The sequence below is a fragment of the Roseovarius mucosus DSM 17069 genome (assembly GCF_000768555.3).
GTDB lineage: Bacteria > Pseudomonadota > Alphaproteobacteria > Rhodobacterales > Rhodobacteraceae > Roseovarius > Roseovarius mucosus.
Genome location: NZ_KN293979.1, coordinates 389,340 through 412,452, shown reverse-complemented (window position 1 = coordinate 412,452; position 23,113 = coordinate 389,340). Strand labels below are relative to the sequence as shown.

The window sequence follows — 23,113 nt, the reverse complement described above, 5'->3', positions numbered from 1 at the left end:
GGCGCACCGCCCCGCCGGGCCGCCGCATGGGCCACGCCGGCGCCATCGTCGCGGGCGGCAAAGGCGACGCCGAGAGCAAGATCGAAGCCATGAAATCCGCCGGCATCACCGTGGCAGAAAGCCCCGCTGGCCTCGGCGAAGCCGTGCTCAAGGCGATTGGCTGATCCACGCAAGCCGAGTAACAATGAGAGCGTCTGGATAACGTGAAGGGAATTCACCATGTCGCTGCCGCTCTCATTGTTGCCACTTGCCGTAACATTTCTCATCGGCATCGCCAGTATGGCGACAGGCCAATCCCCCGGCCCTTTGAACGGGCAGATGTACGGCGCGGGCAACCGCGCCCTCGTGGTCGTGGTCCACGGTGATGTCAGCAAGGGTGGGCCAGCCACATACCATTATGACTTGGCGCGCGACATCGCCAAGCAAGGGAAGAATGTAAGCGTATTTGCACTCGTCAGGCCCGGATACACTGGTGAAAAAGGTCAGAAATCACCGGGCTCAAACAATGGGCGCAGCGATCATTACACCCGGCAGAACAACGCATTGGTTGCCCAGACGATTCAGAATCTCGCCAAGAGCATCGGAACGTCAAAGGTGATCGGAATTGGCCATTCTGGCGGTGCCGCGCAACTTGGGGCGATCGCAGGGATGTATCCGGGCCTCCTGGACAGCGTGATCCTCGTATCCTGCCCCTGCAATATTCCCGCATGGCGGGCCAAGCGTGGCAAAAGCGCGTGGAAGAACAGCATTTCGCCGCATGATCATGTCCAGTCTATCGCGCGCGGGACGCGCATCCTTGCAGTTGTCGGCGATAAGGATACCAACACATTGCCCGAATTCTCAGAGGCATTCGTCGATGCGGCGAAGGCGCGGGGGGTGCCCGCAGCATATGTTTTGGTCAAAGGCGCGAGCCACGGCTTTGACCGTTTGCAAGGCACGGTCGGACAATTAGCCTTGCAGGAAATTGCGAAATGACTTTGTCTGGAACCTGATGCAAAGCGGGTGACGCGATCTAGAGGCAGGAACCCCTCGCCCGTCCCGAGACGGCGATGGGTAGCGTTGACTTGAATTGGTGTCTGGTATACCAAGAACCATAAGCACAGAGGAGGCGCACCCCATGTTTCTCGCCGAATACCAGTCCAAGGAATTGCTCGCGCAATATGGCGTGCTTGCGCCTGATGGGCGCCCCGCGCGCAGCCCGGACGAGGCGCAACGCCTCTGCAAGGAAATCGACGCGCGCAAATACGTGGTCAAGGCGCAGATCGGCGCGGGTGGGCGCGGCCTTGCGGGCGGTATCCGCTTTGCGGCCACCCCGTCTGCGGTGGCGGATGAGGCGCGTCGCCTGCTTGGCTCGACTCTAGTGACCGATCAGACCGGACCGGCGGGCGAGACCGTGACCATTGTTCAGGTCGAGGCCGCCATCGACATCGCGCAAAGCTGCTTTGTCGCCATCGCCTTTGCTCCCGAGACCGGGCAACCGATGCTTCTCGCCTCGAGTGCAGGCGGGGTCGAATTCGAACAGCGTGCGCGTATGGACGAGGACACCGCCCAAAGCTGCCCCCTTTCCCCTGATAGCCCCGAAGCGCGTGCAGAAATTGCGTCCTTCCTGACTGGCGTCGGCATCACCGAGGCGCAAAGCACGGCCATCGACGCAATCTTTGCCGCCCGTCACGCCTTTACCGAAAACGACATGACCCTGATCGAGATCAATCCGTTTGCTCGGACCAGCGATGGCCGCTGGATTGCGGTGGACGCCAAGGTGGCGATTGATCCCAACGCAAGCTTTCGTCGCCCGGAATTCGCCTCAATGGTAGCGGATCGCCCGGCCCCCGCCGATGAACTCGCTGCCCAGAAACACAATATCAATCTCGTACGGCTCGACGGCAATATCGGTGTCATCGCGAATGGCGCGGGACTTGGTCTTGCGACCAATGACATGATCATGGACGCGGGCGGCAAGCCTGCCAATTTCATGGACATCCGCACCACCGCCAGCAGTATGGATGTGGCGCGCGGGGTCGAGATCCTCTTGGCCGATGACCGCGTGTCGGCAATCCTGCTCACAATTCACGGCGGCGGCATGACCTCTGCCGATACGGTGGCAGAGGGCGTCAACTTTGCCTATGCTAAGGCCACGCGCAAGCTGCCGGTGATTGCCTATATCTCTGGCAAGCATGCCGATTGGGGCCACCGCATCCTGCGCGAACGAAAAGTTCCGGTCGAGAGCTGCGACACGCTGTCGGCAGCCGTCGGGCGGGTGGTAGAGCTGGCAGGCCAGAGGAGGGCACGCTGATGGCGATCTTTGTCAATTCCGAAACACGGCTGATTGTGCAGGGCATGACCGGGCGCTCTGGCACCTTCTACACCGACGAGGCGATACGGTACGGAACCACTTGCGTCGGCGGCGTACGTCCCGGCAAGGGCGGTGCGCGGCATCTCGGCCTGCCGCTCTTTAACACGGTGCGCGAGGCGGCTGAGAGCACACAGGCGAATGCCAGCCTCGTAATCGTGCCCGCCCCGCAAGCTGGACCGGCAATGATCGAGGCGATCGAGGCTGGGATCGGCGTGGTCGTCTGCGTGACAGAGCGCGTCCCACAACACGACATGAGCCGCGTCAAGCAGGCGCTCGCGGGCACCGACACTGTGCTCATTGGCCCGAACTCCCAAGGGATCCTGACACCGGGTCAGTGCAAGATCGGGGTCATGCCAACAGTGAATGCCTTGCCGGGTCATATCGGCATCGCCTCGCGGTCGGCCTCGCTCACCTCGGAAATCCTGGCGCAATGCAGCAAGGCGGGGCTCGGGCAGTCGACCACCGTCGGCATTGGCGGCGACACGCTGCATGGCGTGGGTTTTGTCGACTGCCTCAAGGCGTTCCGCGACGATCCCGAGACCGAGGCGGTCGTTCTGATCGGCGAGATCGGCGGGCGCGGCGAGGAAGAGGCCGCCGCTTATCTCGAATCCGTCGATTACGGCAAGCCGGTCGTGGCCCTTGTGGTCGGTCGTCACGCGCCACGCGGGCGGCGCATGGGGCATGCGGGCACGCTTTCGGTTCTCGGCGGGGGCACGGCGGAGGACAAGATCGCCCGGCTGCGTGCGGCCGGGGTCGAAATTGCAGTTCATGCAGATGATGTCGTTGCTGCCGTAGCGCGCGCCACTGCCAAAGCCCCGCAAAAGGCGGCCGCACGATGAGCGCCCTGCCCGACACCATGCGCGTGATCGAAATGAGTGCCCCTGGTGGCCCCGAAGTGCTGATCCCGGGCACCCGCCCCCTGCCCGAATGTGGTGCCAACGAGGTCCTCATCCGCGTCACCGCCGCCGGTGTGAACGGCCCGGACCTTGTGCAGCGACGCGGGCATTATCCTCCGCCCAAAGGTGCCTCGGACCTCCTCGGCCTTGAGGTGTCCGGCGAGGTGATATCCTGTGGCGCGGATGTCAGCCAATGGCACCCCGGCGACCGCATCTGTGCGCTGACCAATGGCGGCGGATATGCTGAATTTGTAGCCGTAGATGCGAGCCATTGCCTGCCTATCCCTGAGGGCGTGGACGAGATTGAGGCGGCAGGTCTGCCCGAGACCTTCTTCACAGTGTGGAGCAATGTGTTCCTGGGGCATAGCCTGCCCGAGGCCGGGGTTTTCCTTGTCCACGGCGGCGCGGGCGGCATCGGGTCGACGGCCATCCAACTGGGCAAGGCCATGGGCCTCACCGTCTTGACCACAGTGGGCGATGACGCGGCGGCAGAGTTTGTGACGGCATTGGGCGCAGACCGCGCCATCAACTTTCGCTCCGAGGATTTTGTGGCCCTCACGCGAGAGGCGGGCGGAGCGGACATCATCCTCGACATCATCGGCGGTGATTACGTCGCGCGCAACATCAAGGCCGCGCGCCATGATGCGCGGATCATCCAGCTTGCCTTCAACATGGGGTCCAAGGTCGAGATTGATCTCATGCCCGTGATGCTCAAACGTCTGAGCTATACAGGCTCTACCCTGCGCTCGCGCCCCGAAGGCTTCAAGACGCAAGTGGCCGAAGCCCTGCGCGAAACGGTCTGGCCTCTCTTTGCCGCCGGCAAACTGCGCCCCGTGACGCACCGCGTCCTGCCGATGTCAGAGGCGGCAGAGGCGCATCGGTTGATGGAAAAGGGCGAACACCACGGCAAGATCCTGCTGCGGATGTGAGCAAGGACACCGCCGCGAGAAATAACAAAAAAGCCGCCTCAAAGGCGGCTTTTTCATTGGGTTCAAAATGGCTCTCAGTTGGCCTGACGCCGCAGGAATGCCGGGATCTCGATCTGCTCGTCCTCGTCATGGGCGCGCGCCGGGGCTTGCTGCGGCTGTGCGCTGCCCATGGTCGGCTGTTGCCGCGAGGGGCGTGCTGCAGGTTGCGCGGCGCGCTCGGTCTCGGCGGAATGGCCGGTCATGCGGTTGATCAGCGAGTTGATGCCAAATCGCGGGCGCTCTTCTGCGACGCGCGCCTCGGGTTCGGGGCGGCGTTGTTGCGGCTGCACCGGGGCGCGACCCACGGCCGCCTGCAACCGCTGGAGTGCCTCAGGCGACGGGGTGCCGGGGGCCGGGGCGCGCGGCGCGACATAGGCGTCCAGTTCCTCTTCGTCGTCATAAGTGTTGCGCGCGAATTCTTCTACGCGGGGCTGATAGGCGGGCGGCGGCAGATCGTCTTCGGCGACTTCCTCTTCGAAGATGTCCTCCATCTGATCTTCGGCGGCGGCACGCTGCGTTTCCATCGCCGCAAAGAGCGACGGTTCCGGCTCGGCCACACGGGCGGCGACCGGTGCGGGCTCCGGCTTGGCCACCGGGGCTGCCTCGGCGCTCACCTGCTGCTTGAGCGGCTGTGCCATGGACCGGCGCGGCACCGGCAGATCGGCGGCCACCTGGCTTACGTCGATGCCCGTGGCCACAACGCTGACGCGGATCGAGCCTTCCATTGACGGATCGAGGGTCGAGCCCACGATGATATTGGCATCCGGGTCCACTTCCTCGCGGATACGGTTGGCGGCTTCGTCCAACTCGAACAGCGTGAGGTCATGCCCGCCCGTGATGTTGATGAGCACACCCTTGGCCCCCCGCAGGCTGATTTCATCGAGCAGCGGGTTGGCAATGGCCTTTTCGGCGGCCTGGATCGCGCGATCTTCACCGCTATCCTCGCCGGTGCCCATCATGGCCTTGCCCATCTCGTCCATCACCGCACGCACGTCAGCGAAATCGAGGTTGATGAGGCCAGGACGCACCATCAGGTCCGTGACACCCTTGACGCCCTGATAGAGCACGTCGTCGGCCATGCTGAACGCCTCGGTGAAGGTCGTCTTCTCATTCGCCAGACGGAACAGGTTCTGGTTGGGGATGATGATCAGCGTGTCGACCATCTTTTGCAGCGCCTCAACGCCTTCTTCAGCCTGGCGCATCCGCTTGGCGCCCTCGAACTGGAACGGCTTGGTGACAACACCAACCGTCAGTACGCCCAATTCCCGCGCAGCCTGCGCGATGATCGGGGCTGCACCTGTCCCGGTGCCGCCGCCCATGCCGGCGGTGATAAAGCACATGTGCGCGCCTGCAAGATGATCAACGATCTGCTCGATGCTCTCTTCGGCGGCGGCGGCCCCAACAGACGCCCGCGCCCCTGCACCCAGACCCTCCGTCACTTTGACACCCAGCTGGATACGGCTTTCCGAGTTGCTCTGGCTGAGCGCCTGCGCATCTGTGTTTGCCACCACGAAATCCACACCATCGAGACGCTTCTCGATCATGTTGTTCACCGCGTTGCCACCTGCCCCACCCACACCGAAAACGGTGATACGGGGCTTCAGCTCGTCATGTCCGGGCATAGTGAGGTTGAGTGTCATAGCTTGTCCGCCTGTCCTGATGCCCACATTCGCGGGCTGTTTTCCGCCTGATTGCGCCCATTCTTACCGATGGTTGGCCCAATCGTCACCTAAAAAACACGTTTTGACCACTAAATATGGCCTTATTTCTGCTCTTTTTCGCGGGATTTCGCCGATGACGCCATATCTTGCGATCACCAGTTGTCCCGAAACCATTTCATCGCCCGCTTGAGTGACCGCGCCGGATAGCGATCAACGGGAATCTCGAAATCCCACCATTCGTCCTGCGGGTTGGCTGCAAAGAGGCACATGCCCACGGCACTGGCGAACCCGGCCCCGGTTGCCGCCTGCGGCAGGCCATGCACACGCAGCGGGCGTCCTAGCCGCACCTGCTGTCCCAAAATCTTGCTCGCCAGCCCGTCAAGTCCGGGGATCTGGCTGCCGCCGCCGGTCAACACGATCTGTTGGCTGGGCAGATGATCGAACCCGGCAGCATCCAGCCGCGCGCGCACCTCTTCGAGAATTTCCTCGACCCTCGGACGCATGATGCCGATCAACTCGGCCCGGCTCACGCGGCGGCGGTCATGCTCATAATCGCCGGTATCGCCGCCAATCTCGATCATTTCGCGGTCGTCCATGCCCGTTGCGACAACCCCACCGTAGAATGTCTTGATCCGCTCCGCGGTCGCCTGTGGCACCTGCAGCCCCATCGAGATGTCATTGGTCACGTGATCGCCGCCCATGCGCACAGAGTCGGCATAGATCATGTGCTTTTTGATAAAGATCGATACGCCCGAGGTGCCGCCACCCAGATCGATACAGGCGGCACCCAGTTCCTGCTCGTCCTCGACCAGGGCCGCGATGCCTGACACATAGGCAGAGCTGGCCACCCCCGCGAGTTCCAGATCACAGCGTTTGACGCAATAGGCGAGGTTCTGGATCGCCGCGCCATCGACTGTCAGCATATGCATGTCGGTCGCCAGCACCTGCCCCATCTGGCCGCGCGGATCTATCAGGCCACTGCGGTGATCCAAGGCAAAATTTACCGGCTGTGCATGCAGCACCTCTCGACCCTCGCCGACATCGGGCACATCACAGGCACTCAGCACCCGGCTGATGTCCTGCTCGCTGACGGTATGGCCTTCCAATTCGACCTGCCCCGCAAGCCCATAGCTGCGCGGCCCTGCGCCAGAAAAACAGGCGATGACATGATCAACCCGGATATTGGCCATCTTTTGCGCCGCCTGAACCGCGGTGCGAATGGCGCGCTCGGTTTCGGCCATAGCGTCGATTTCGCCAAAACGTACCCCGCGCGAACGCGTCGTAGCCGCCCCGATCACCCGGAACCCGGCCTGCCCGGCCATCCGGCCAATGCCTTCGGCCTCATGCAGCCGCTCGGTGCCGTCAAAGCGCAGCACCAGACAGGCAATCTTGGAGGTGCCGACGTCCAGCACCGCGACCACCCCGCGCTGCATCGCCGCCTTGCGCATGTGGCGCATCGCCCGTTGGGATTCGTAGAGCTCGATCATGGTTCAGTTCGTCCCCAAACTCATTTGTGTTATCGTCCACCAGTCTTCCATGGCATTCTCGTTCAGTCGAATTGTCGGGCGCGCAGCAATGCGCATGTCGACCGAGGCCAGATCACGGCCCAGCATATCCTGTGCCCCGTGCAGCACGATCACCCGTTCAAGCGCGCGCACCGCGCCGTTTTCGGGCAAAAGTATGCGCTTGCCATCCGCAAGCACCAGATCCCATCGCCGCTCGCCCATCCGCACAAGACCGCGCAGGTCCATCCCCAAGGGTGTCGCCGCCCGCAGGATCTCGATTGCCTCGGCCACCTGCTCCGGCGCGCCATCGCCCGCCACGACGGGCAGGTCGGCGCGGTCAGCGCGGGCCTTGACCACCCCGATCACCTGACCCTCGATGTCGATCACGTTGAGCGCATCGCGCGTTTTCCAGAGCGCGACCGGCACGCGTTCGGTGATTTCGGCCACCAGAACACCGCCCTGACGGATACGTACTTCGGCGCGCGCCACTGCGGGCAGTTCCTCGATCATCACGCGAATATCGTCGAGCACCAGATCAAAGGAGCTGGCTGGCAGGTCATAGGGGAAAATCTCGCGGATATCCTCTTGCACGCTGGTACTCGCCCCTTCGACAGACAGAAGGTTGACCATGAACTCGGGCCGAGTTTCGATCTGGTGGCGGATTTCGGCGACCTGTTCAACCAGGGCCGTGCGGCGCGCCTCACTGCTCAGATAGCCGCCAATAGCCGCTGTCACGACCAGCATCGGCAGACCAAAACGGATCAGCCGCCGATAGAGCGGCGTCAACATCAGGCGCTGCAGGCGGTAGGACATGCGCGACGGCGCAGGGTCCGTACGCGGGATCACCGGTTGCATGACGCATCCTCCACCATCCAGCGGCAAAGCTCCGGAAAGGAAATACCAAGCGCCTGCGCCTGTTCCGGAACCAGCGACGTGGGCGTCATCCCCGGCTGAGTGTTGGTTTCCAGAAGGATCAACCCCTCTAGGCCGCGCGCCGCATCCCATCGGAAATCGGTGCGACTGACCCCGCGACACCCCAGAACCACATGCGCGCGCAGCGCATAGTCAAGGCAGGCATCGAATATCTCCTGGGGAATATCGGCGGGCACGACGTGACGCGAGCCGCCGGGCTTGTATTTGGCATCGTAGTCATACCAGCCCTCGGTCACGATATCCGTCACCGTAAGCGCCCGGTCGCCGATCACCGTCGTGGTGAGCTCGCGCCCCGGGGCATAGGCTTCGACCATCACCACCTCGGGCATGTCCTCCGAGAGGGCCGGCGGCCTGTTTGCTCCGGCCTCTACCAGATAGACCCCCACGGACGACCCTTCGTTGTATGGCTTGACCACATAGGGCGGCGGCATCACATGCCGCATGCGCACCTCGTCGCGGGGCGCCAGAATGCTTTCGACCACCGGCAGGCCCGCCGCGCGATAGGCCGCCTTGGTGCGTTCCTTGTCCATGGCAAGCGCCGAGGACAACACCCCTGAATGGGTATAGGGCAGGTGCATCCACTCCAGCATCCCCTGCACGCACCCATCCTCGCCCCAACGCCCATGCAGGGCATTGAATACCACGTCCGGCTTTATCTCTTGTAAACGTGCGCAGAGATCAGCCGCGGCATCCACCTCGACCACCTCGAACCCTGCTTCCCGCAACGCGACGGCGCACTCACGCCCTGAAGAGAGCGACACGTCCCTCTCCGCCGAGGGGCCGCCCATGATCACCGCCACTTTCGGGGTTGTTCTGCTCGAACCAACCACCATGTGCCTCAATGTCTCGAGCCGGTTTTCCGACCCTGTTGTCGTATTATTTTCGCCAGTCTGCCTGTGGGCTTGTGCCCGGAGCCGGTTCGCCGACCCTCATGATTTCCCACTGTAACTCTATTCCACGCATTTGAAAAACCTTTTTTCGCACCTCTTCGCCCAGACCTTCGAGATCGGCGGCAGACGCCCCGCCCGTGTTGATCAGGAAATTGGGGTGCATCTCGCTCATCTGCGCGCCGCCGCGCCGTGCGCCGCGCAAACCCGCTTCGTCGATGACCTTCCACGCCTTGAGATCATGCACATCATCTGCCTGCCCGGTCGAGGAAAACCCCGCCGGATTGCGAAATGTGCTGCCGGCGCTGCGTTCTTTGGTGGGCTGTGTAGCATCGCGCTTGGCAATCTGGTCGGCCATCTTGCGCTCCAACTCCGCCGGGTTCGCCAGAGCCCCCTCGAAAGTCGCCTCGACAATCACCCAGCCCTCGGGCAGCATGCTGTGCCGATAGGCGAATTGCAGCGCATCAGGTGCAAGCGTCACCACCTCGCCGCGCCTTGTCACGGCCTTGGCCTCTACCAGATGATCCGCCACATACGAACCGTAGCAGCCCGCATTCATCCGCACCGCGCCCCCGATGCTGCCCGGAATGGTGCGAAGGAACGTAAGATCCACCCCCGCCTCTGCCGCCCGTCGCGCCACATGGGCGTCAAGCGCGGCCGCACCGGCGATCACGCGCGGCCCGTCCACGCGAATGGTGTTGAACCCGCGCCCCAGCCGGATCACCACCGCATGGAGGCCACCGTCGCGCACGATCAGATTGCTGCCAACGCCCATGGGAAACACAGGCACAGCGGGATCAAGCCCGGCCAGAAAGCCCGTGAGATCCTCGAGGTCCGCCGGCTGAAACAGCCAGTCCGCCGGGCCGCCCACGCGCAGCCAGGTCAGATCGGCCAAGGGTCGGTCAGGCGTCATCGCGCCTCTGGTCTGTGGCATGTTGTTCATGACGGCGCTTTTGCCTTCTGACGCACGCAAGGTAAAGCCTTGCGCATCCCCTACCCAACTTTCCGTCGCATCCACCGCCCGAGATAGATCACAGGCCACCGCAGCACACTCATCCCGGCAGCCATGACCATTAGACCGATCCACGGCCCGTTCTGCCATGTGACAAAGCCGAGGATCGGCACACCAAGCGCCATGAGCAGATAGGCGCGCCGCCAGTGATGATTACGACTGGGCATCATGGCAAGCAGATTGGCGGCGAGGGCCCAAAGGCACGCCAGAACCAAGGACACCGTCATGCTGCCACGCCAAGGCGCGCCGGCAGCCCGTTGGCCCAAGCGCTGATGGTGCCGGCCCCGAGGCAGACCACCATATCCCCCGGCCCGGCCTGTTCCCGCACCAGGCGTTCCAGATCCTCTTCGTCGCGGATCGCACGGGCGTGGCGGTGACCGTGACGAATGAGCCCAGCCACCAGATCATCGCGACTTGCCCCCGGAATGGGGGCTTCGCCCGCTGCATAAACCTCTGCGATGGCCACCACGTCGGCCTCGTTGAAGCAGCCGCAAAAATCGTCAAAAAGGTTGGACAATCGGCTATAGCGATGAGGTTGATGCACCGCGATCACCCGCCCCGTCGTGGCCTGCCGCGCGGCGCGCAGCACGGCCGCAATCTCGACCGGGTGATGGCCGTAATCGTCAATGATGGTTACGCCATTCACTTCGCCCACGCGGGTAAAGCGCCGGTTGACGCCACCGAAACTGGCCAGAGCAGCACGAATTTCATCGGCTTTCATGCCAAGATGCCGCGCCACCGCCACCGCGCTGAGCGCGTTGCTGACATTGTGGTCGCCGGGCATCGGCAGAGTGCAGCCTTCGATCACCCGCCCCTCGGCCTGAAGCGCCACGTCGAAATGCGCGACACCTTTTTCGTAGTGCAAATTGACCGCCCGCACATCGGCCTGCGCGTTGAATCCGTAGGTCACAACTCGGCGGTCAGTAATGCGCCCCACAAGGGCCTGAACCTCGGGGTGGTCCGTGCAGCAGACCGCCAGCCCGTAAAAAGGAATATTGCTGACAAAGTCGTAAAACCCCTGCCGCAGACGCTCAATATTTCCCCAATGCTCCATATGCTCGGGGTCGATATTGGTGACGATGGCGATGGTCGCGGGCAGACGGTTGAAAGTGCCATCGCTCTCGTCGGCCTCGACCACCATCCACTCGCCCTGCCCCATCCGCGCATTGCTGCCGTAGGCGTGAATGATGCCGCCGTTGACAACCGTGGGGTCAATCCCCCCCTTGACCAAAAGCTCGGCCACAAGCGTCGTGGTCGTGGTCTTGCCATGAGTGCCCGCCACAGCGATGTTGGACTTGAGGCGCATCAACTCGGCCAACATCTCGGCCCGGCGCACGACGGGCAGACCGCGCTTGCGCGCCTCGTCCAATTCCGGATTACCGGGCTTGATCGCAGACGAGATCACGATCACCTCCGCACCAGCGAGGTTCTCGGCGCGCTGCCCCTCGAAAACTGTCGCCCCGATGCCCGCCAAACGCTCGGTAATAGGCGTGGATTTGAGATCAGAACCCTGCACCCGGTAGCCATGGTTGATCAACACCTCGGCAATCCCCGACATCCCGATGCCCCCGATCCCGACAAAGTGGATGGGACCGATATCCGTCGGAAGCTTGGTGGCTGCGTTCATTGCTTTTGCCCTTTTTGCGCAAGGTCTTCGACCATATCGGCCAGATTTTGGGGGGCGTCAGGCATGCCACAGCTCAGCGCGGCCTGCGCCATCATCAACGCGCCGGTCGGATCGGCCAACACCGCACCAATCTGTTCGGTCAGCACGGTCTCGGTCAATCTGCTCTCGGGGATCACGATCGCCCCGCCCGCGGCGGCCAGCCCACGGGCATTGGCGGCCTGATGGTCGCCCGCAGCAGCAGCATACGGAATGAGGATCGCAGGCCGCCCGATGATAGAGACATCGGCGATGCTCGACGCACCCGCGCGGCTTATGACAAGCTGCGCCTCGGTCATACGGCGCGGGACATCGCGAAAGAAGGGCTGCACATCGGCGTCAATCCCCGCTTCGGCATAGAACCGCGCCACGCGGTTGATATCCTCCTCGCGGGCCTGATGGCTGACCCGGACATTGCGCAGAATTGCCGCCGGCAACGCGGCAATGGCGGCAGGCACCACATCGCTGAGGATACGCGCCCCCTGAGAGCCGCCAATCACCAGCACCGACATCGGATAATCGCCCGGCGCGATATAACCCGCACCTGCCCGCTCCAGCACCGCCGCACGCACCGGATTGCCCACGTGCTCGGCCTGAGTGCCTTCGGGCAGGGTCGTCGGCCAGGTGCCGCAGGCAACCACATCGACCCGACGCGCAAAAACCTTGTTGACCCGCCCCAGCACGCCATTTTGCTCATGCACCATACGCGGACGCCGGAGAAGCCAAGCCGCTGTCAGCGCCGGAATGCTCGGATAGCCGCCAAAGCCCACCACCACATCCGGCTTGTCCCGCATCATCCGCAGGCTTGCGCCCAGAACGCCGCCTGCAATGTGGAACGGGGCGAGCAGCTTGTTGAGCAATCCGCCGCGCGCGAAAGTGGCGCTTGCCACTTGCTCGATTTCAACCGAATGGGGAAAGCCCCCTACGTAACGCGCGCCACGTGCATCCGTGCTCAGCCGCACTCGCCAGCCACGACGCAGCATCACCTCGGCCAATGCCTGCGCGGGAAACATATGCCCGCCAGTTCCGCCCGCCGCAATGATCAACAATGGCTGTTGCGCGGTCATGAACGCCCCCGCAGGATATCCCCGATCTGCCCCTGCGGTCGCGTTCGGGTAAAGGCCAAGAGCATGCCCAAAGCAATCCCGCCTGCCACCACCGACGAACCGCCATAGCTGACAAAGGGCAGGGTCATGCCCTTGGCGGGCAAAAGGCGCACAGCGACGCCCATGTTGATCATTGCCTGCGCCCCGAACATGACCACAAGGCCCGTGCCCGCGAGACGAATGAAAGGGTCCCGCTCACGCATCAAGCGCAGGAGAGAACGCACCACGATACTGCCGTAGAGAGCGATGATGCAAAGCACCAGCACTAGCCCATATTCCTCAGCGGCGACTGCGATGATGAAATCCGTATGCGCGTCCGGCAGGCTCCATTTGACCTGCCCTTCGCCCACACCCACACCAAAGAACCCACCTTCTCGGATCGCATTGGTGGCAAAACCAAGCTGCGTGGTCGGGTCCACCTCGGGACTAAGGAAACCGTCGATCCGACGCGCGAAATGCTCGGAATTGGCATAGGCGAAACTGCCAACAAGCACCACTCCCCCCGCCATACCCAAGAGAAGCGTCACCGGCGCGCCAGCGACAAAGTACATCACACCCCAACCGAACAGCACGAGCGCCGCCTGTCCGAAATCGGGCTGCATCGCCAGAAAGGCGAGGATGACGATCGTCAAAAGAAACGACCAGCTCAGCCCCGGCGGTCCGTTCACCTGCTGGCTCGCAGCCATCATCCAAGCGGCCACAACCACGAACACGGGCTTGAGAAACTCTGACGGCTGAACCGACGCAAATCCGAGACTGTACCACCGCACCGCCCCCTTGCCAAAGTCTGTCCCCAGAAACGGCAGGGCAATCAGCGCGGCAAAGGCGGCGAGAAATCCCAGAACCGCCATGCGTCGTACCATCTCTGGGCGCATCATCGACACCAGCACCATCACAGCCAGGGCCATGCCCCCGAATAGTGCCTGCCGTTGCACGTAATGAAACGCGCCCAGCCCGTTCTTTTCGGCAAGCGGCGGCGAGGCCGCAAGCCCCAGCAACATGCCGATGCTGAACAGGATCAGAACGCAAGTCAGCGTCCATTTGTCGATCGTGCGCCACCATTTGGGAAGGACGGGCTCTGCGTCCCGCAGGGGCACAGCCCCATAGACCATTTCTGTCATCTGCCTGCCGCCTCATGCATCTTGCGCCCCTTTTCGGGGTCTGACACATATTCTAGCGTTGTTTTGACCTTAATACCAGCACTATCCCCTTGCCAATCGGCGGCTTTTCGCGTCAGAGCCAAGCTCATGCGCCACGACTGCAACACGCTCATCCTTGGGGCCGGGGCCGCCGGCATGATGTGCGCGGCCCATGCCGGGCCGGGCACACTGGTCATTGACCACGCGCGCGCACCCGGCGAGAAAATCCGCATCTCAGGCGGTGGGCGGTGCAACTTTACCAACCTTGGCACGACACCGGCAAACTTCATTTCGGGCAACCCGCATTTCTGCAAATCGGCGCTCTCACGCTATACCCAGTGGGATTTTCTCGATCTCATCGCACGTCACGGCGTGGCTTGGCATGAGAAAACCCTCGGACAGCTGTTTTGTGACGACAAGGCCACCCAGATCGTGACCCTGCTGGTCAAGGAACTGCGCCAGGCGGGGGCGGACCTCTGGCTCTCGACACAGATCACAGACATTTCCCATGATGGAAACCATTTTCGCGCCACCCTCGACCGCGAAGGGCGCCGTGTGACCGTCACGGCCCGCAACCTCGTGCTCGCCACCGGCGGAAAATCCATCCCCAAGATGGGCGCCACCGGCATCGCCTATGACATCGCACGGCAATTCGGCCACCAGATAACCGAGACACGGCCCGCGCTTGTGCCGCTCACCTTTTCTGATACGCCCTTTGCTGCCCTGTCCGGCACCGCCCTGCCGGTGCGGGCCAGTTGCGCGGGGGTCAGCTTTGACGAAGCGGCGCTTTTTACGCATCGCGGCCTGTCGGGCCCCGCGATCCTGCAAATCTCGTCCTATTGGCGCGAGGGTCAGTCGATCACCCTTGACTTGGACCCCACCGCCGTTCTGTTCGACGCGCTCCGCCAGCAGCGTCAGACTGCCGGCCGCCGCAATGTGACGACCGAGCTTGGCCATCACCTGCCCGCCAAACTCGTGGCGTATCTGGCCCACGGCCTGGGCTTTGCCGGCAATCTTGCCGATCATTCCGACGCGCGTTTGGCCGAAATCATCAGCGCCCTGAGGGGCTGGCAGATGAAACCAACTGGCACCGAAGGCTATCGCACCGCCGAAGTCACCTTGGGCGGGATCGACACCGAAGGGCTTTCGTCCAAAACCATGCAATCAACCCACCTGACCGGCCTCTACGCGATCGGCGAGGCGGTGGATGTGACCGGGTGGCTTGGCGGCTACAATTTCCAATGGGCCTGGTCGTCGGGATGGGCCGCAGGCACGGCGATTGCAGAAACTGCGAAAGGCTGAACTGCCATCACCGGACAAGTGCCAGCCTTACCCCTCTGGTGCCTGCATCATGCGCGCGCCACCTTCATCCAGTTCACGCGCGGTCAGGACCATGCGCATGCCCAGTTCGAAATTGCGTTGCATCTGCATGGTGGACAGCAATTCCTCGACCGGGTTGACGTTGCTGCTCTCCAATGTGCCCTGCAACACCTCCGCGCGCTGATCGGGTGGCGGCAGGGGGCCCTCGACGGTCCTGATCTGGCCGTCCTCGCCCTTGGTCAGCGCCATCTCCGCAGGTGGCACCACAGTGGCCAAGACGCCCGCCAGAACCGGCTCGCCCTCGGGATCATCAAGCGGCTGGATATAGATTTCACCGATGTCGGTAATCCGGATATTGCGATAGGCGGGCACCTGAATTGGGGCCATGCCTGGCCCCAGCATGGCATCGCCAGCGCCGTTACGCAGCGTGCCGTCTATATCGCGCCGCAGGTCGCCACGGCGACTGAGGGCCGGATCGCCGGAGTCAGGCTTTACATAGAAAAACCCCTGATCGGCGATCGCGACATCGAGCTCCTCGTCCGTGCGTGTGAGCCTGCCTGTTTCCTGTGAAAACCCGGCGGGACCTGTCTCGATCTGAAAGGCCCGCGTGGTCAGGCCCTCCATCATTTCTAGAAACCGCACCCCGCCTTCGTTGGGCAGGTCGCGGCGATAGCCCGGGACGGTCTGGTTGGCGAGGTTCTGCGCCTGCGCCACCTGACTGTCGCGATTGACGCCCAATGCGTTGAGCGCGGTATAGATCATGCGGTCCATGGTGGCGCCCCAACTTAGCTACGGATGTTCAGAACCGTGTCGGCCAAGGTGCCATTGGTCTCGAGTGCCTTGGCTGAGGCCTGATAGTTCCGCTGCGCCATGATCAAGTTGACCAGTTGCTCAGTCAGATCGACATTCGAGCGCTCGACCGCGCCGGACCGCACAGCCCCGAAACCGCTCGACCCAGGCACCCCCAAACGGGCCTCACCAGACTCGCGCGACGCGCGGTAGGTTGCGCTTCCGATGCTGCCTAGCCCTTGGATGTCAGAGAAATTTGCGACTGCAACTTGACCCACGGCGATCGAAGTCTCAGCGCCATAGCTGGCCCAAACGGTCCCATCCTGACGCACATCGACCGACGACAGATCAAGCTGCCGAGTGCCATTCTGTGAAACGGCAATCGCGCCGAACGAGTCATCCGAAACGCGCGAACCGCCGAGAGAAAGCGAGAGCGTCTGATCCCCAAGGGCAAAGTTCATCGCTTCAAGGCCACCGGTCTGCGCGCCTCCCGCGTCAAAGGACAATGTGGCCGACGGATCGGCGGCAGCGGTCACGCCGTCCACGACCAGTTGAACCGAGTAGGCAAGCCCACCGTCCAATGCATCAGGCGCATCCGACATGACGAAATAGGCCTGTGCGGGCACCGCACGCCCCGCACCATCCAGCACAGGAATTTGCGTTGTCGCAGCATAGGTCGTGGGATCGGCCGGATCAAAGGCCGCGGCGGGAATGGCCGCTTGCGACCCCAGCCCGCCGTTATCCGACAGCGACAGGTTGAACGATAGATCGACCGATGACGTCGGCTGCGGCGTGCCGAATTGTTGCGGGATTTGCAAGCGTTGGGTCTGTGTCGTGGACAGCGTGTCGCCATTCTCAGAGGTTGGAAAAACCGTCAGGAAATGCCCGGCGGCATTGGTCACAAATCCCTCGCGGTTCATGCCAAAGGCCCCGGCGCGAGTGTAGCCGGCATCGGCCCCCGCGTCGGGCCCGGTGCGCACTTGAAAAAACCCCGGCCCCTGCAAGGACAGATCCAGCACATTGCCAGTCGCCGTCAGGGACCCTTGTTTGAAATCCACACCTATGCGGCTGACCTCGGTACCCGACCCGATTTGCGATGCGGGGCGGCTATAGGGACTGGTGGTGTAAATGTCCGCGAACTCCGCGCGGCTGCCATGAAATCCGAGGGTGCCCACGTTGGCGATGTTGTTCGAGGTAACGGAAATGTCGGTCTGCGCGGCATTCAGCCCGGAAAGTGCAGTGTGAAAGCTCATGGATTTGGTCCTGTTTGATCGTTGAAGGGGGTGTTGCGATGTTGGGTTCAGCGAATATCGGTGATCTCAAGACTGCTGCGCAGCCCGTAATCTTCGACCCTGAGGGTCATGTCCTGCCCGCTCTCGGGCATCTGGACCCCGACCACTCGCGCATAGACAAAAGGCTCGGCAGTGGTGTCACCATCCACTTCGATCGCCACCCGCACCGCACCGCGTGACGAGACGATTTGGGGCGGCAGGCCGTCCCAGTCAAAGCCCATCAGCCCGGCAGGCTGTGCACCCATGTCTTGCCGATGGAGTTCTGCGCCCGTTTCGGCATCGGAGTAAGTCACGGTGACGGCACTGGCCGCCTCTGGCAGGTCGGCGACGCCATGCACCCCACCAGAGGCATCGGGCCGCGCCAGCGAACCCGGCACCAGCACCTGCTGCCCCAAGAGCGATGAGGCGGTTGCGATCCGATTTCCCCCGATCTGACTGCCGATATCGCTTAGGGTGGTGTTTACCCGGTCCAGGCCCGCAACGGTCGAAAACTGCGCCATCTGTGCGAGGAACTCACCATTTTCCATTGGTGCGAACGGGTCTTGGTTCTGTAACTGCGCGGTCATCAGCGCCAAAAAGTCCTGCTGTCCAAGATCGCCGTTGCCTGTCCGTGTAGGCGCAGAATTGGCAGCGGCGGCGGCAGTGAACGTGGCGCTTGCACCGGTTGCTGTATTGACGTCGGGCATTATGGCGCTCCTTAACCCTGGCCCATCATGACCGTGCGCGCCATCAGCGTGCGCAGGGTCGAGACGGTTTCCAAAACATTCTGATATTGCCGGCTGGCCTCGACCATCTCGACCATTTCTTCGTCGGTATTGACGACCGCCTCGTAGACGAAGCCCTCTTCATCGGCCATCGGATGGTCGGGGCGGTAGGCGCGCACGGGCTCGCGATCGAGCTGCACCACATCGGTGACATGCGTGGTCGACAAGCCCGACTGGCCAGTCTGATCAGCATAGATCGTCTCGAACACCGGACGCAGCGGGCGATAGGCCTCTTCCTTAGTGGTGCTCACCGCCTGCGCATTGGCCATATTGGAAGCTACCGTATTCAAGCGCACCATCTGCGCCGACATGGCGGAGCTGGCGACATCAAAGATATTCTTGATCATCATGGCTTATTCTCCCTTGATCGCCGTGCTCAATCCAGAAATCCGCCGGTTGAGCAGCGTGAGACTGGTTTGGTAACGCAGGCTGTTTTCCGCGAATTCCATCTGCTCCACGGCCAGTTCGACCGTATTGCCATCGAGCGAAGGATTGACCGGCACGCGGTATCCCGCGTGCCCACCGTTTGGACCGCCGGTCGCGAAATGGCGGCCGTTGCTGGTGGCGAGGGCACCGCCACCAGTTTCAGCATTCAGGACCGTTTCGAAATCCATGTCGCGCGCCTTGAACCCCGGTGTCGCCGCATTCGCGATGTTCGACGCCAGCATCGCGCCACGCTGCTCGCGCAAGGTAAGCGCCGAGGCCAAGAGGCTTAGGTGATCGCGAAACGCATCTGTCATGGCGCGGGGTCCTTTCGGGGGGCTTCAGCGCAGTTGGTCCGGTCCTTGCAGGGCGAATGACATCGTGGATGCCCCGGCCCTGCCCGCATCCCTGCAATTCCGGTGCCAACCGGCCCGAGACCAAGGAACGCCGATGTCAGAGACCTCCCCCCGCCCCCCGCTGCGCAAGCCGCTCACCCTGCCCCGCAGCTTTAGCCGTGTGCTGGGGCGCCTGCTGACGCTGCCTGCAACCGAGAGCCTGCCGTTGGCCAACAGTGTTTATGCTCAAACCCAGGATCCGGTGCAGCGCGCGCTCGCATTGCGCCTGCGACTGCGCCTTTTGCAAGAAGCGCTCGATGCCCCGCGCAAACCCGCCCCACCGGTCAAGGCCGAACCCGAGGCTCTGCCGCCCCCTGCGCCGGAACCGGAGCCTGAACCCGCCCCGCCCCCCAAACCGGCCAAGGCCCCCAAGCTCGTCAGCCTCGATCTGGCGGGCGGTGCGCTTTCTATGATGATGAACGAGTTGGGCAGCGGCGAAGACGCAGAGGATGACTTCTTTGGCGATGACTGAATGCGACAAGCGCCTTTATCTTTGGATAGCGCCCTTCTCTTTCGCCCTATGACAGATACCTTCGCGCGCTTTCCATTACAGTCAGATCATGGGATTGTGATTGTACTTCCAAGGCTGCCAGGAGATACGGAAATGAAACAGTTGGCACCGCATATGACCGTGAACCATACGCATCAGTTTGGACAAGACACCAATACCCCCCTCCATCTCCCCAGTGGATGGTGGCTTGTCCCCATGCTTGGTCTCGGTGTCGCGATGTGGTACTGGATCGTTTCCGCACTTCTCTCGGTTTTGGGCTAAGCTTCCCTCCAGAGCTTGCAAAGGTTTGTCGCCCGGTCGCTCTCGCGTCCGGGCGTAACCTTTTTCATGGGGCCGATTTCAAGGATTGTCCCCGCGCATATCTGCACGGGGACGTCGATCCAAAGATTGTCTGTCGCAGCGTCGGACTGTTACCCGCGCGCCTCGCGGATCAGCCGCAGAATATCCTTGGCTGCTTCTGGAATGTTGGTGCCCGGGCCAAAAATCGCCTTGACCCCCGCCTTTCTGAGGAAATCGTAATCCTGTTGCGGGATGACCCCGCCACAGATCACGATGATATCGCCCGCATCCCGCGCCCTGAGTGCCGCGATCAGTTTCGGGGCCAGTGTCTTGTGCCCCGCCGCCTGAGAGCTGATGCCCACCACATGCACGTCATTGTCGATGGCGTCCTGCGCCGCCTCTTCCGGCGTTTGAAAGAGTGGGCCCACATCCACATCGAACCCGATATCGGCAAAGGCAGTTGCGATGACCTTCGCACCCCGGTCATGCCCGTCCTGCCCCATCTTGACGACGAGCATGCGCGGCCGCCGCCCCTCGGCCTCAGCAAAATCCTCAACCGATTTCTGAATCGCGGCAAAGCCCGCATCGCCCTCATAGGCTGCGCCGTAAACCCCGGCCAAAGTCTTGACCTCGGCGCGGTGGCGCCCGAACTCTTTTTCCAGTGCCATGCTGATCTCTCCCACCGTGGCGCGCGCACGCGCGGCCTCGACCGCCGCGTCGAGCAGATTGCCCCCTTCGCGCGCGCGGCGCGTCATCTCGTTCAGTGCGGCCTGGCAGGCCGTTTCGTCGCGCTGCGCGCGGATGCGCTCCAGACGCGCAATTTGCGCCTCGCGCACCTTGTCATTGTCGATATCGAGAATGTCGATCGGGTCTTCCTTGTCCTTGCGATACTTATTAACCCCGACGATCACCTCGTCCCCCCCGGTCGATCATCGCCTGTCGGGTCGCCGCCGTCTCTTCGATCCGCAGCTTGGGCATGCCCGACTCAACAGCCTTGGTCATGCCACCCATGGCCTCGACCTCTTCGATCAGCGCCCAGGCTTTCTCAGCCAAATCATGTGTCAGGCTCTCGACGTAGTATGATCCCGCCAGCGGATCGACCACCTTGGTCACGCCCGTTTCCTCTTGCAGGATAAGCTGCGTGTTCCTGGCGATGCGGGCGCTGAAATCCGTGGGCAGAGCAATCGCTTCGTCGAGCGCATTGGTGTGCAGCGACTGTGTGCCGCCCAGAACCGCACTCATCGCCTCGTAGGCGGTGCGCACGACGTTGTTGTAGGGATCTTGTTCCTGGAGGCTCACGCCGGATGTCTGGCAATGGGTGCGCAGCATCTTGGATTTCTCGTCCTTCGCACCAAATTCCGTCATGATCCGATGCCAGAGCAGGCGTGCAGCGCGCAGCTTGGCGGCCTCCATGAAGAAGTTCATGCCGATGGCGAAGAAGAACGAGAGGCGCGGTGCGAAACTGTCCACATCCATTCCCGCCGCAATCGCCGCGCGCACATACTCGCGCCCGTCAGCCAGCGTATAGGCCAACTCCTGCACAAGGTTCGCACCCGCCTCCTGCATGTGATAGCCCGAGATCGAGATCGAGTTGAATTTGGGCATATGCTCGGCGGTATAGCCGATGATGTCCGACACGATCCGCATAGACGGCGCGGGCGGATAGATATAGGTGTTGCGGACCATGAACTCCTTGAGGATGTCGTTCTGGATGGTGCCGGACAGCAACGCCTTGTCGTGGCCCTGCTCTTCACCCGCGACGATGAAGGATGCCAGCACAGGAATGACCGCGCCGTTCATCGTCATGCTGACCGAAACCTTGTCGAGCGGGATACCATCAAAGAGGATTTTCATATCCTCCACGCTGTCGATGGCCACCCCCGCCTTGCCCACATCGCCCTCGACGCGCGGGTGATCGCTGTCATAGCCGCGGTGCGTGGCCAGATCGAAAGCCACCGAGACACCCTGCTGTCCGGCCGCAAGATTGCGGCGGTAAAAGGCGTTCGATTCCTCCGCCGTGGAAAAGCCGGCATATTGCCGGATGGTCCAAGGGCGGCCCGCATACATCGTGGCCTTGACGCCACGGGTAAAAGGAGCCTGCCCGGGGATGCTACCCAGATGCGGAAGATCGGCCACATCCTCTTGGGTATAGAGCGGTTGCACCGCGATCCCCTCGAGCGTGTTCCACGTCAGATCCTCGGGGGCACGCCCCCGCAATTCCTTGGCCGCGAGCTTACGCCAATCGTCTTTCTTCGTTGCCATTCCGATGTCCTCTTTCAGTCTGACCAATGGGCAGATGTCTCCCTGCCTCATCCGGTCCGGTTTCCTCTGATAGTCGCGCCAAACCATCCGCGCCGGCAGACAGCCAGAACAGATCGTCGGCATAGGCCTCTTGCAGGGCCAATCTTTGTGCCCGATCAAAGGGCTGCCAACGCCCTTCGCCCTCGGGTAGTTGTGTCACGTCGCCATCGCGCGCCGCCACTGCACGACGCAAAGCCTCTAGGTCCGGCGCACGGTTCAGCCATAGGCGCGCCGCTTTGCGCGGCAACTCGGTTAGCCCCGTCATTGCGCGCAGCCGCGCCTCGGGACGTCCGGCATGCACCTCATGCGGCAGGACCACAATATCGACGCCGGGCAAGGCGCAGGCCACATCACCGATCACCTCGCGCCAATGCCGGTTGACCGTCACCAGCCGATCGAGGTCATCAACCCCCGGCACGCCGTGACCCCGAGCCACGCCATAGGCCAGCGACGATGCCCACCAGCTATCTTGCCCTCGGATCGACAGAACCACCCGGGTGATCCGCCCGTCGAAGGCATACGCAAACCGCGCCAACCGCTCGCCGACGCCGGGATAGAGCCGCGCACGTCGCAGATTGCGTCGGGTTGCGCCAATCATGTTCTCATCACTGATCAGCACCTGCGTCATGCCCTGCGTCCGCGCCTCTTCAAGCCGGAGGCTGATACGTCCACGCGCGCGGTCCAACTGTTGCGCAGAGGTGGCGATGCCCGATGCCGGAATGACCCCGCTCAACACCCCGTTGCGCGTCACCTCCGGCCCCCAATAACGCAGGCCCTGCGCCGCCAAAGCGCCCGCATTGGCGCGCAAATAGTGCTGAAACGAAGTTGAGGCGGTGCGATGTGCCCCCAGATGCAGAGTGATGTCCATGTGAGGTCTGACCTTTCGACTGGCCGCCCCTTGCGGCCACAAACGCTT

21 protein-coding genes and 2 pseudogenes are annotated in these 23,113 nt (G+C 62.7%); 7 read left to right on the top strand and 16 right to left on the bottom strand.

What is annotated here, in order from left to right; translation table 11 throughout:
- From ROSMUC_RS11090 to ROSMUC_RS11070, 5 genes and pseudogenes are all read left to right on the top strand, one after another.
- Positions 1 to 164: pseudogene (locus ROSMUC_RS11090) on the top strand (succinate--CoA ligase subunit alpha); the annotation flags it as partial.
- A 55-nt stretch (positions 165 to 219) separates the two neighbouring features.
- Positions 220 to 975, top strand: coding sequence for an alpha/beta hydrolase family protein (locus ROSMUC_RS11085; protein WP_037272933.1), 756 nt, complete (start codon positions 220 to 222; stop codon positions 973 to 975).
- Between the two features lie 142 nt (positions 976 to 1,117).
- Positions 1,118 to 2,293: a succinate--CoA ligase subunit beta gene (locus tag ROSMUC_RS11080; RefSeq protein ID WP_037272931.1), complete on the top strand. Its 1,176-nt coding sequence runs from the start codon at positions 1,118 to 1,120 to the stop codon at positions 2,291 to 2,293.
- Positions 2,293 to 3,192, top strand: coding sequence for a succinate--CoA ligase subunit alpha (gene sucD, locus ROSMUC_RS11075; RefSeq protein WP_037272929.1), 900 nt, complete (start codon positions 2,293 to 2,295; stop codon positions 3,190 to 3,192). Before ROSMUC_RS11080 ends, sucD begins: the two co-directional genes overlap by 1 nt.
- Positions 3,189 to 4,178: an NAD(P)H-quinone oxidoreductase gene (locus ROSMUC_RS11070; protein WP_037272927.1), complete on the top strand. Its 990-nt coding sequence runs from the start codon at positions 3,189 to 3,191 to the stop codon at positions 4,176 to 4,178. The genes sucD and ROSMUC_RS11070 overlap by 4 nt, the downstream gene beginning before the upstream one ends.
- Before the next feature lie 74 nt (positions 4,179 to 4,252).
- On the opposite strand, the gene ftsZ is transcribed toward ROSMUC_RS11070, so the two are convergent.
- The 9 genes from ftsZ to ROSMUC_RS11025 all read right to left on the bottom strand — a co-directional run bounded on the left by ftsZ (position 4,253) and on the right by ROSMUC_RS11025 (position 14,105).
- A complete protein-coding gene (gene ftsZ, locus ROSMUC_RS11065) occupies positions 4,253 to 5,857 on the bottom strand; it encodes a cell division protein FtsZ (protein WP_037272925.1) in 1,605 nt (534 codons plus the stop codon).
- Positions 5,858 to 6,030: 173 nt separating this feature from the next.
- The gene (gene ftsA, locus ROSMUC_RS11060; RefSeq protein ID WP_037272922.1) at positions 6,031 to 7,365 is read right to left on the bottom strand and encodes a cell division protein FtsA; all 1,335 of its coding nucleotides are present in this window, start codon (positions 7,363 to 7,365) and stop codon (positions 6,031 to 6,033) included.
- A gap of 3 nt (positions 7,366 to 7,368) precedes the next feature.
- Complete coding sequence (locus ROSMUC_RS11055) at positions 7,369 to 8,238, bottom strand: cell division protein FtsQ/DivIB (RefSeq protein WP_037272919.1); 870 nt, start codon at positions 8,236 to 8,238, stop codon at positions 7,369 to 7,371.
- Complete coding sequence (locus ROSMUC_RS11050) at positions 8,226 to 9,149, bottom strand: D-alanine--D-alanine ligase (RefSeq protein ID WP_206018445.1); 924 nt, start codon at positions 9,147 to 9,149, stop codon at positions 8,226 to 8,228. The genes ROSMUC_RS11055 and ROSMUC_RS11050 overlap by 13 nt, the downstream gene beginning before the upstream one ends.
- A gap of 43 nt (positions 9,150 to 9,192) precedes the next feature.
- Positions 9,193 to 10,146: a UDP-N-acetylmuramate dehydrogenase gene (gene murB, locus ROSMUC_RS11045; RefSeq protein WP_037272917.1), complete on the bottom strand. Its 954-nt coding sequence runs from the start codon at positions 10,144 to 10,146 to the stop codon at positions 9,193 to 9,195.
- A gap of 50 nt (positions 10,147 to 10,196) precedes the next feature.
- The gene (locus ROSMUC_RS11040; RefSeq protein WP_037272915.1) at positions 10,197 to 10,442 is read right to left on the bottom strand and encodes a DUF2484 family protein; all 246 of its coding nucleotides are present in this window, start codon (positions 10,440 to 10,442) and stop codon (positions 10,197 to 10,199) included.
- A complete protein-coding gene (murC, locus tag ROSMUC_RS11035; RefSeq protein ID WP_037272913.1) occupies positions 10,439 to 11,842 on the bottom strand; it encodes a UDP-N-acetylmuramate--L-alanine ligase in 1,404 nt (467 codons plus the stop codon). The genes ROSMUC_RS11040 and murC overlap by 4 nt, the downstream gene beginning before the upstream one ends.
- Complete coding sequence (locus ROSMUC_RS11030; RefSeq protein WP_037272911.1) at positions 11,839 to 12,945, bottom strand: UDP-N-acetylglucosamine--N-acetylmuramyl-(pentapeptide) pyrophosphoryl-undecaprenol N-acetylglucosamine transferase; 1,107 nt, start codon at positions 12,943 to 12,945, stop codon at positions 11,839 to 11,841. The genes murC and ROSMUC_RS11030 overlap by 4 nt, the downstream gene beginning before the upstream one ends.
- Entirely contained in the window at positions 12,942 to 14,105 is a 1,164-nt protein-coding gene (locus ROSMUC_RS11025) for a peptidoglycan glycosyltransferase FtsW (protein ID WP_037272909.1), read from the bottom strand. Before ROSMUC_RS11025 ends, ROSMUC_RS11030 begins: the two co-directional genes overlap by 4 nt.
- Positions 14,106 to 14,231: 126 nt before the next feature.
- Here ROSMUC_RS11025 and ROSMUC_RS11020 point away from each other — a divergent pair, with 126 nt between their 5' ends.
- Positions 14,232 to 15,425, top strand: coding sequence for a BaiN/RdsA family NAD(P)/FAD-dependent oxidoreductase (locus ROSMUC_RS11020; protein ID WP_037272907.1), 1,194 nt, complete (start codon positions 14,232 to 14,234; stop codon positions 15,423 to 15,425).
- 27 nt (positions 15,426 to 15,452) lie between these two features.
- Here the strand turns inward: ROSMUC_RS11020 and ROSMUC_RS11015 are convergent, their stop codons facing one another.
- The 5 genes from ROSMUC_RS11015 to flgB are packed head-to-tail and all read right to left on the bottom strand — an operon-like array spanning position 15,453 to position 19,028.
- A complete protein-coding gene (locus ROSMUC_RS11015) occupies positions 15,453 to 16,214 on the bottom strand; it encodes a flagellar basal body rod protein FlgF (RefSeq protein WP_037272904.1) in 762 nt (253 codons plus the stop codon).
- A gap of 14 nt (positions 16,215 to 16,228) precedes the next feature.
- The gene (locus ROSMUC_RS11010; RefSeq protein WP_037272903.1) at positions 16,229 to 17,485 is read right to left on the bottom strand and encodes a flagellar hook protein FlgE; all 1,257 of its coding nucleotides are present in this window, start codon (positions 17,483 to 17,485) and stop codon (positions 16,229 to 16,231) included.
- Positions 17,486 to 17,532: 47 nt separating this feature from the next.
- Positions 17,533 to 18,210, bottom strand: coding sequence for a flagellar hook assembly protein FlgD (locus ROSMUC_RS11005; protein ID WP_052115316.1), 678 nt, complete (start codon positions 18,208 to 18,210; stop codon positions 17,533 to 17,535).
- Positions 18,211 to 18,221: 11 nt separating this feature from the next.
- Entirely contained in the window at positions 18,222 to 18,638 is a 417-nt protein-coding gene (gene flgC / locus ROSMUC_RS11000) for a flagellar basal body rod protein FlgC (RefSeq protein WP_037272901.1), read from the bottom strand.
- Between the two features lie 3 nt (positions 18,639 to 18,641).
- On the bottom strand, positions 18,642 to 19,028 hold the full coding sequence (gene flgB, locus ROSMUC_RS10995; protein ID WP_037272899.1) for a flagellar basal body rod protein FlgB: 387 nt from the start codon (positions 19,026 to 19,028) through the stop codon (positions 18,642 to 18,644).
- Between the two features lie 133 nt (positions 19,029 to 19,161).
- On the opposite strand from flgB, the gene ROSMUC_RS10990 reads away from it, so the two are divergent.
- A complete protein-coding gene (locus tag ROSMUC_RS10990) occupies positions 19,162 to 19,578 on the top strand; it encodes a hypothetical protein (protein WP_037272897.1) in 417 nt (138 codons plus the stop codon).
- 449 nt (positions 19,579 to 20,027) lie between these two features.
- Here ROSMUC_RS10990 and scpA read toward each other — a convergent pair.
- Positions 20,028 to 22,158 (bottom strand): annotated as a pseudogene (scpA, locus tag ROSMUC_RS10985) (methylmalonyl-CoA mutase).
- Positions 22,130 to 23,065, bottom strand: coding sequence for a hypothetical protein (locus ROSMUC_RS10980; RefSeq protein ID WP_037272895.1), 936 nt, complete (start codon positions 23,063 to 23,065; stop codon positions 22,130 to 22,132). The pseudogene scpA and the gene ROSMUC_RS10980 overlap by 29 nt, the downstream one beginning before the upstream one ends.
- Positions 23,066 to 23,113 lie beyond the last annotated feature (48 nt).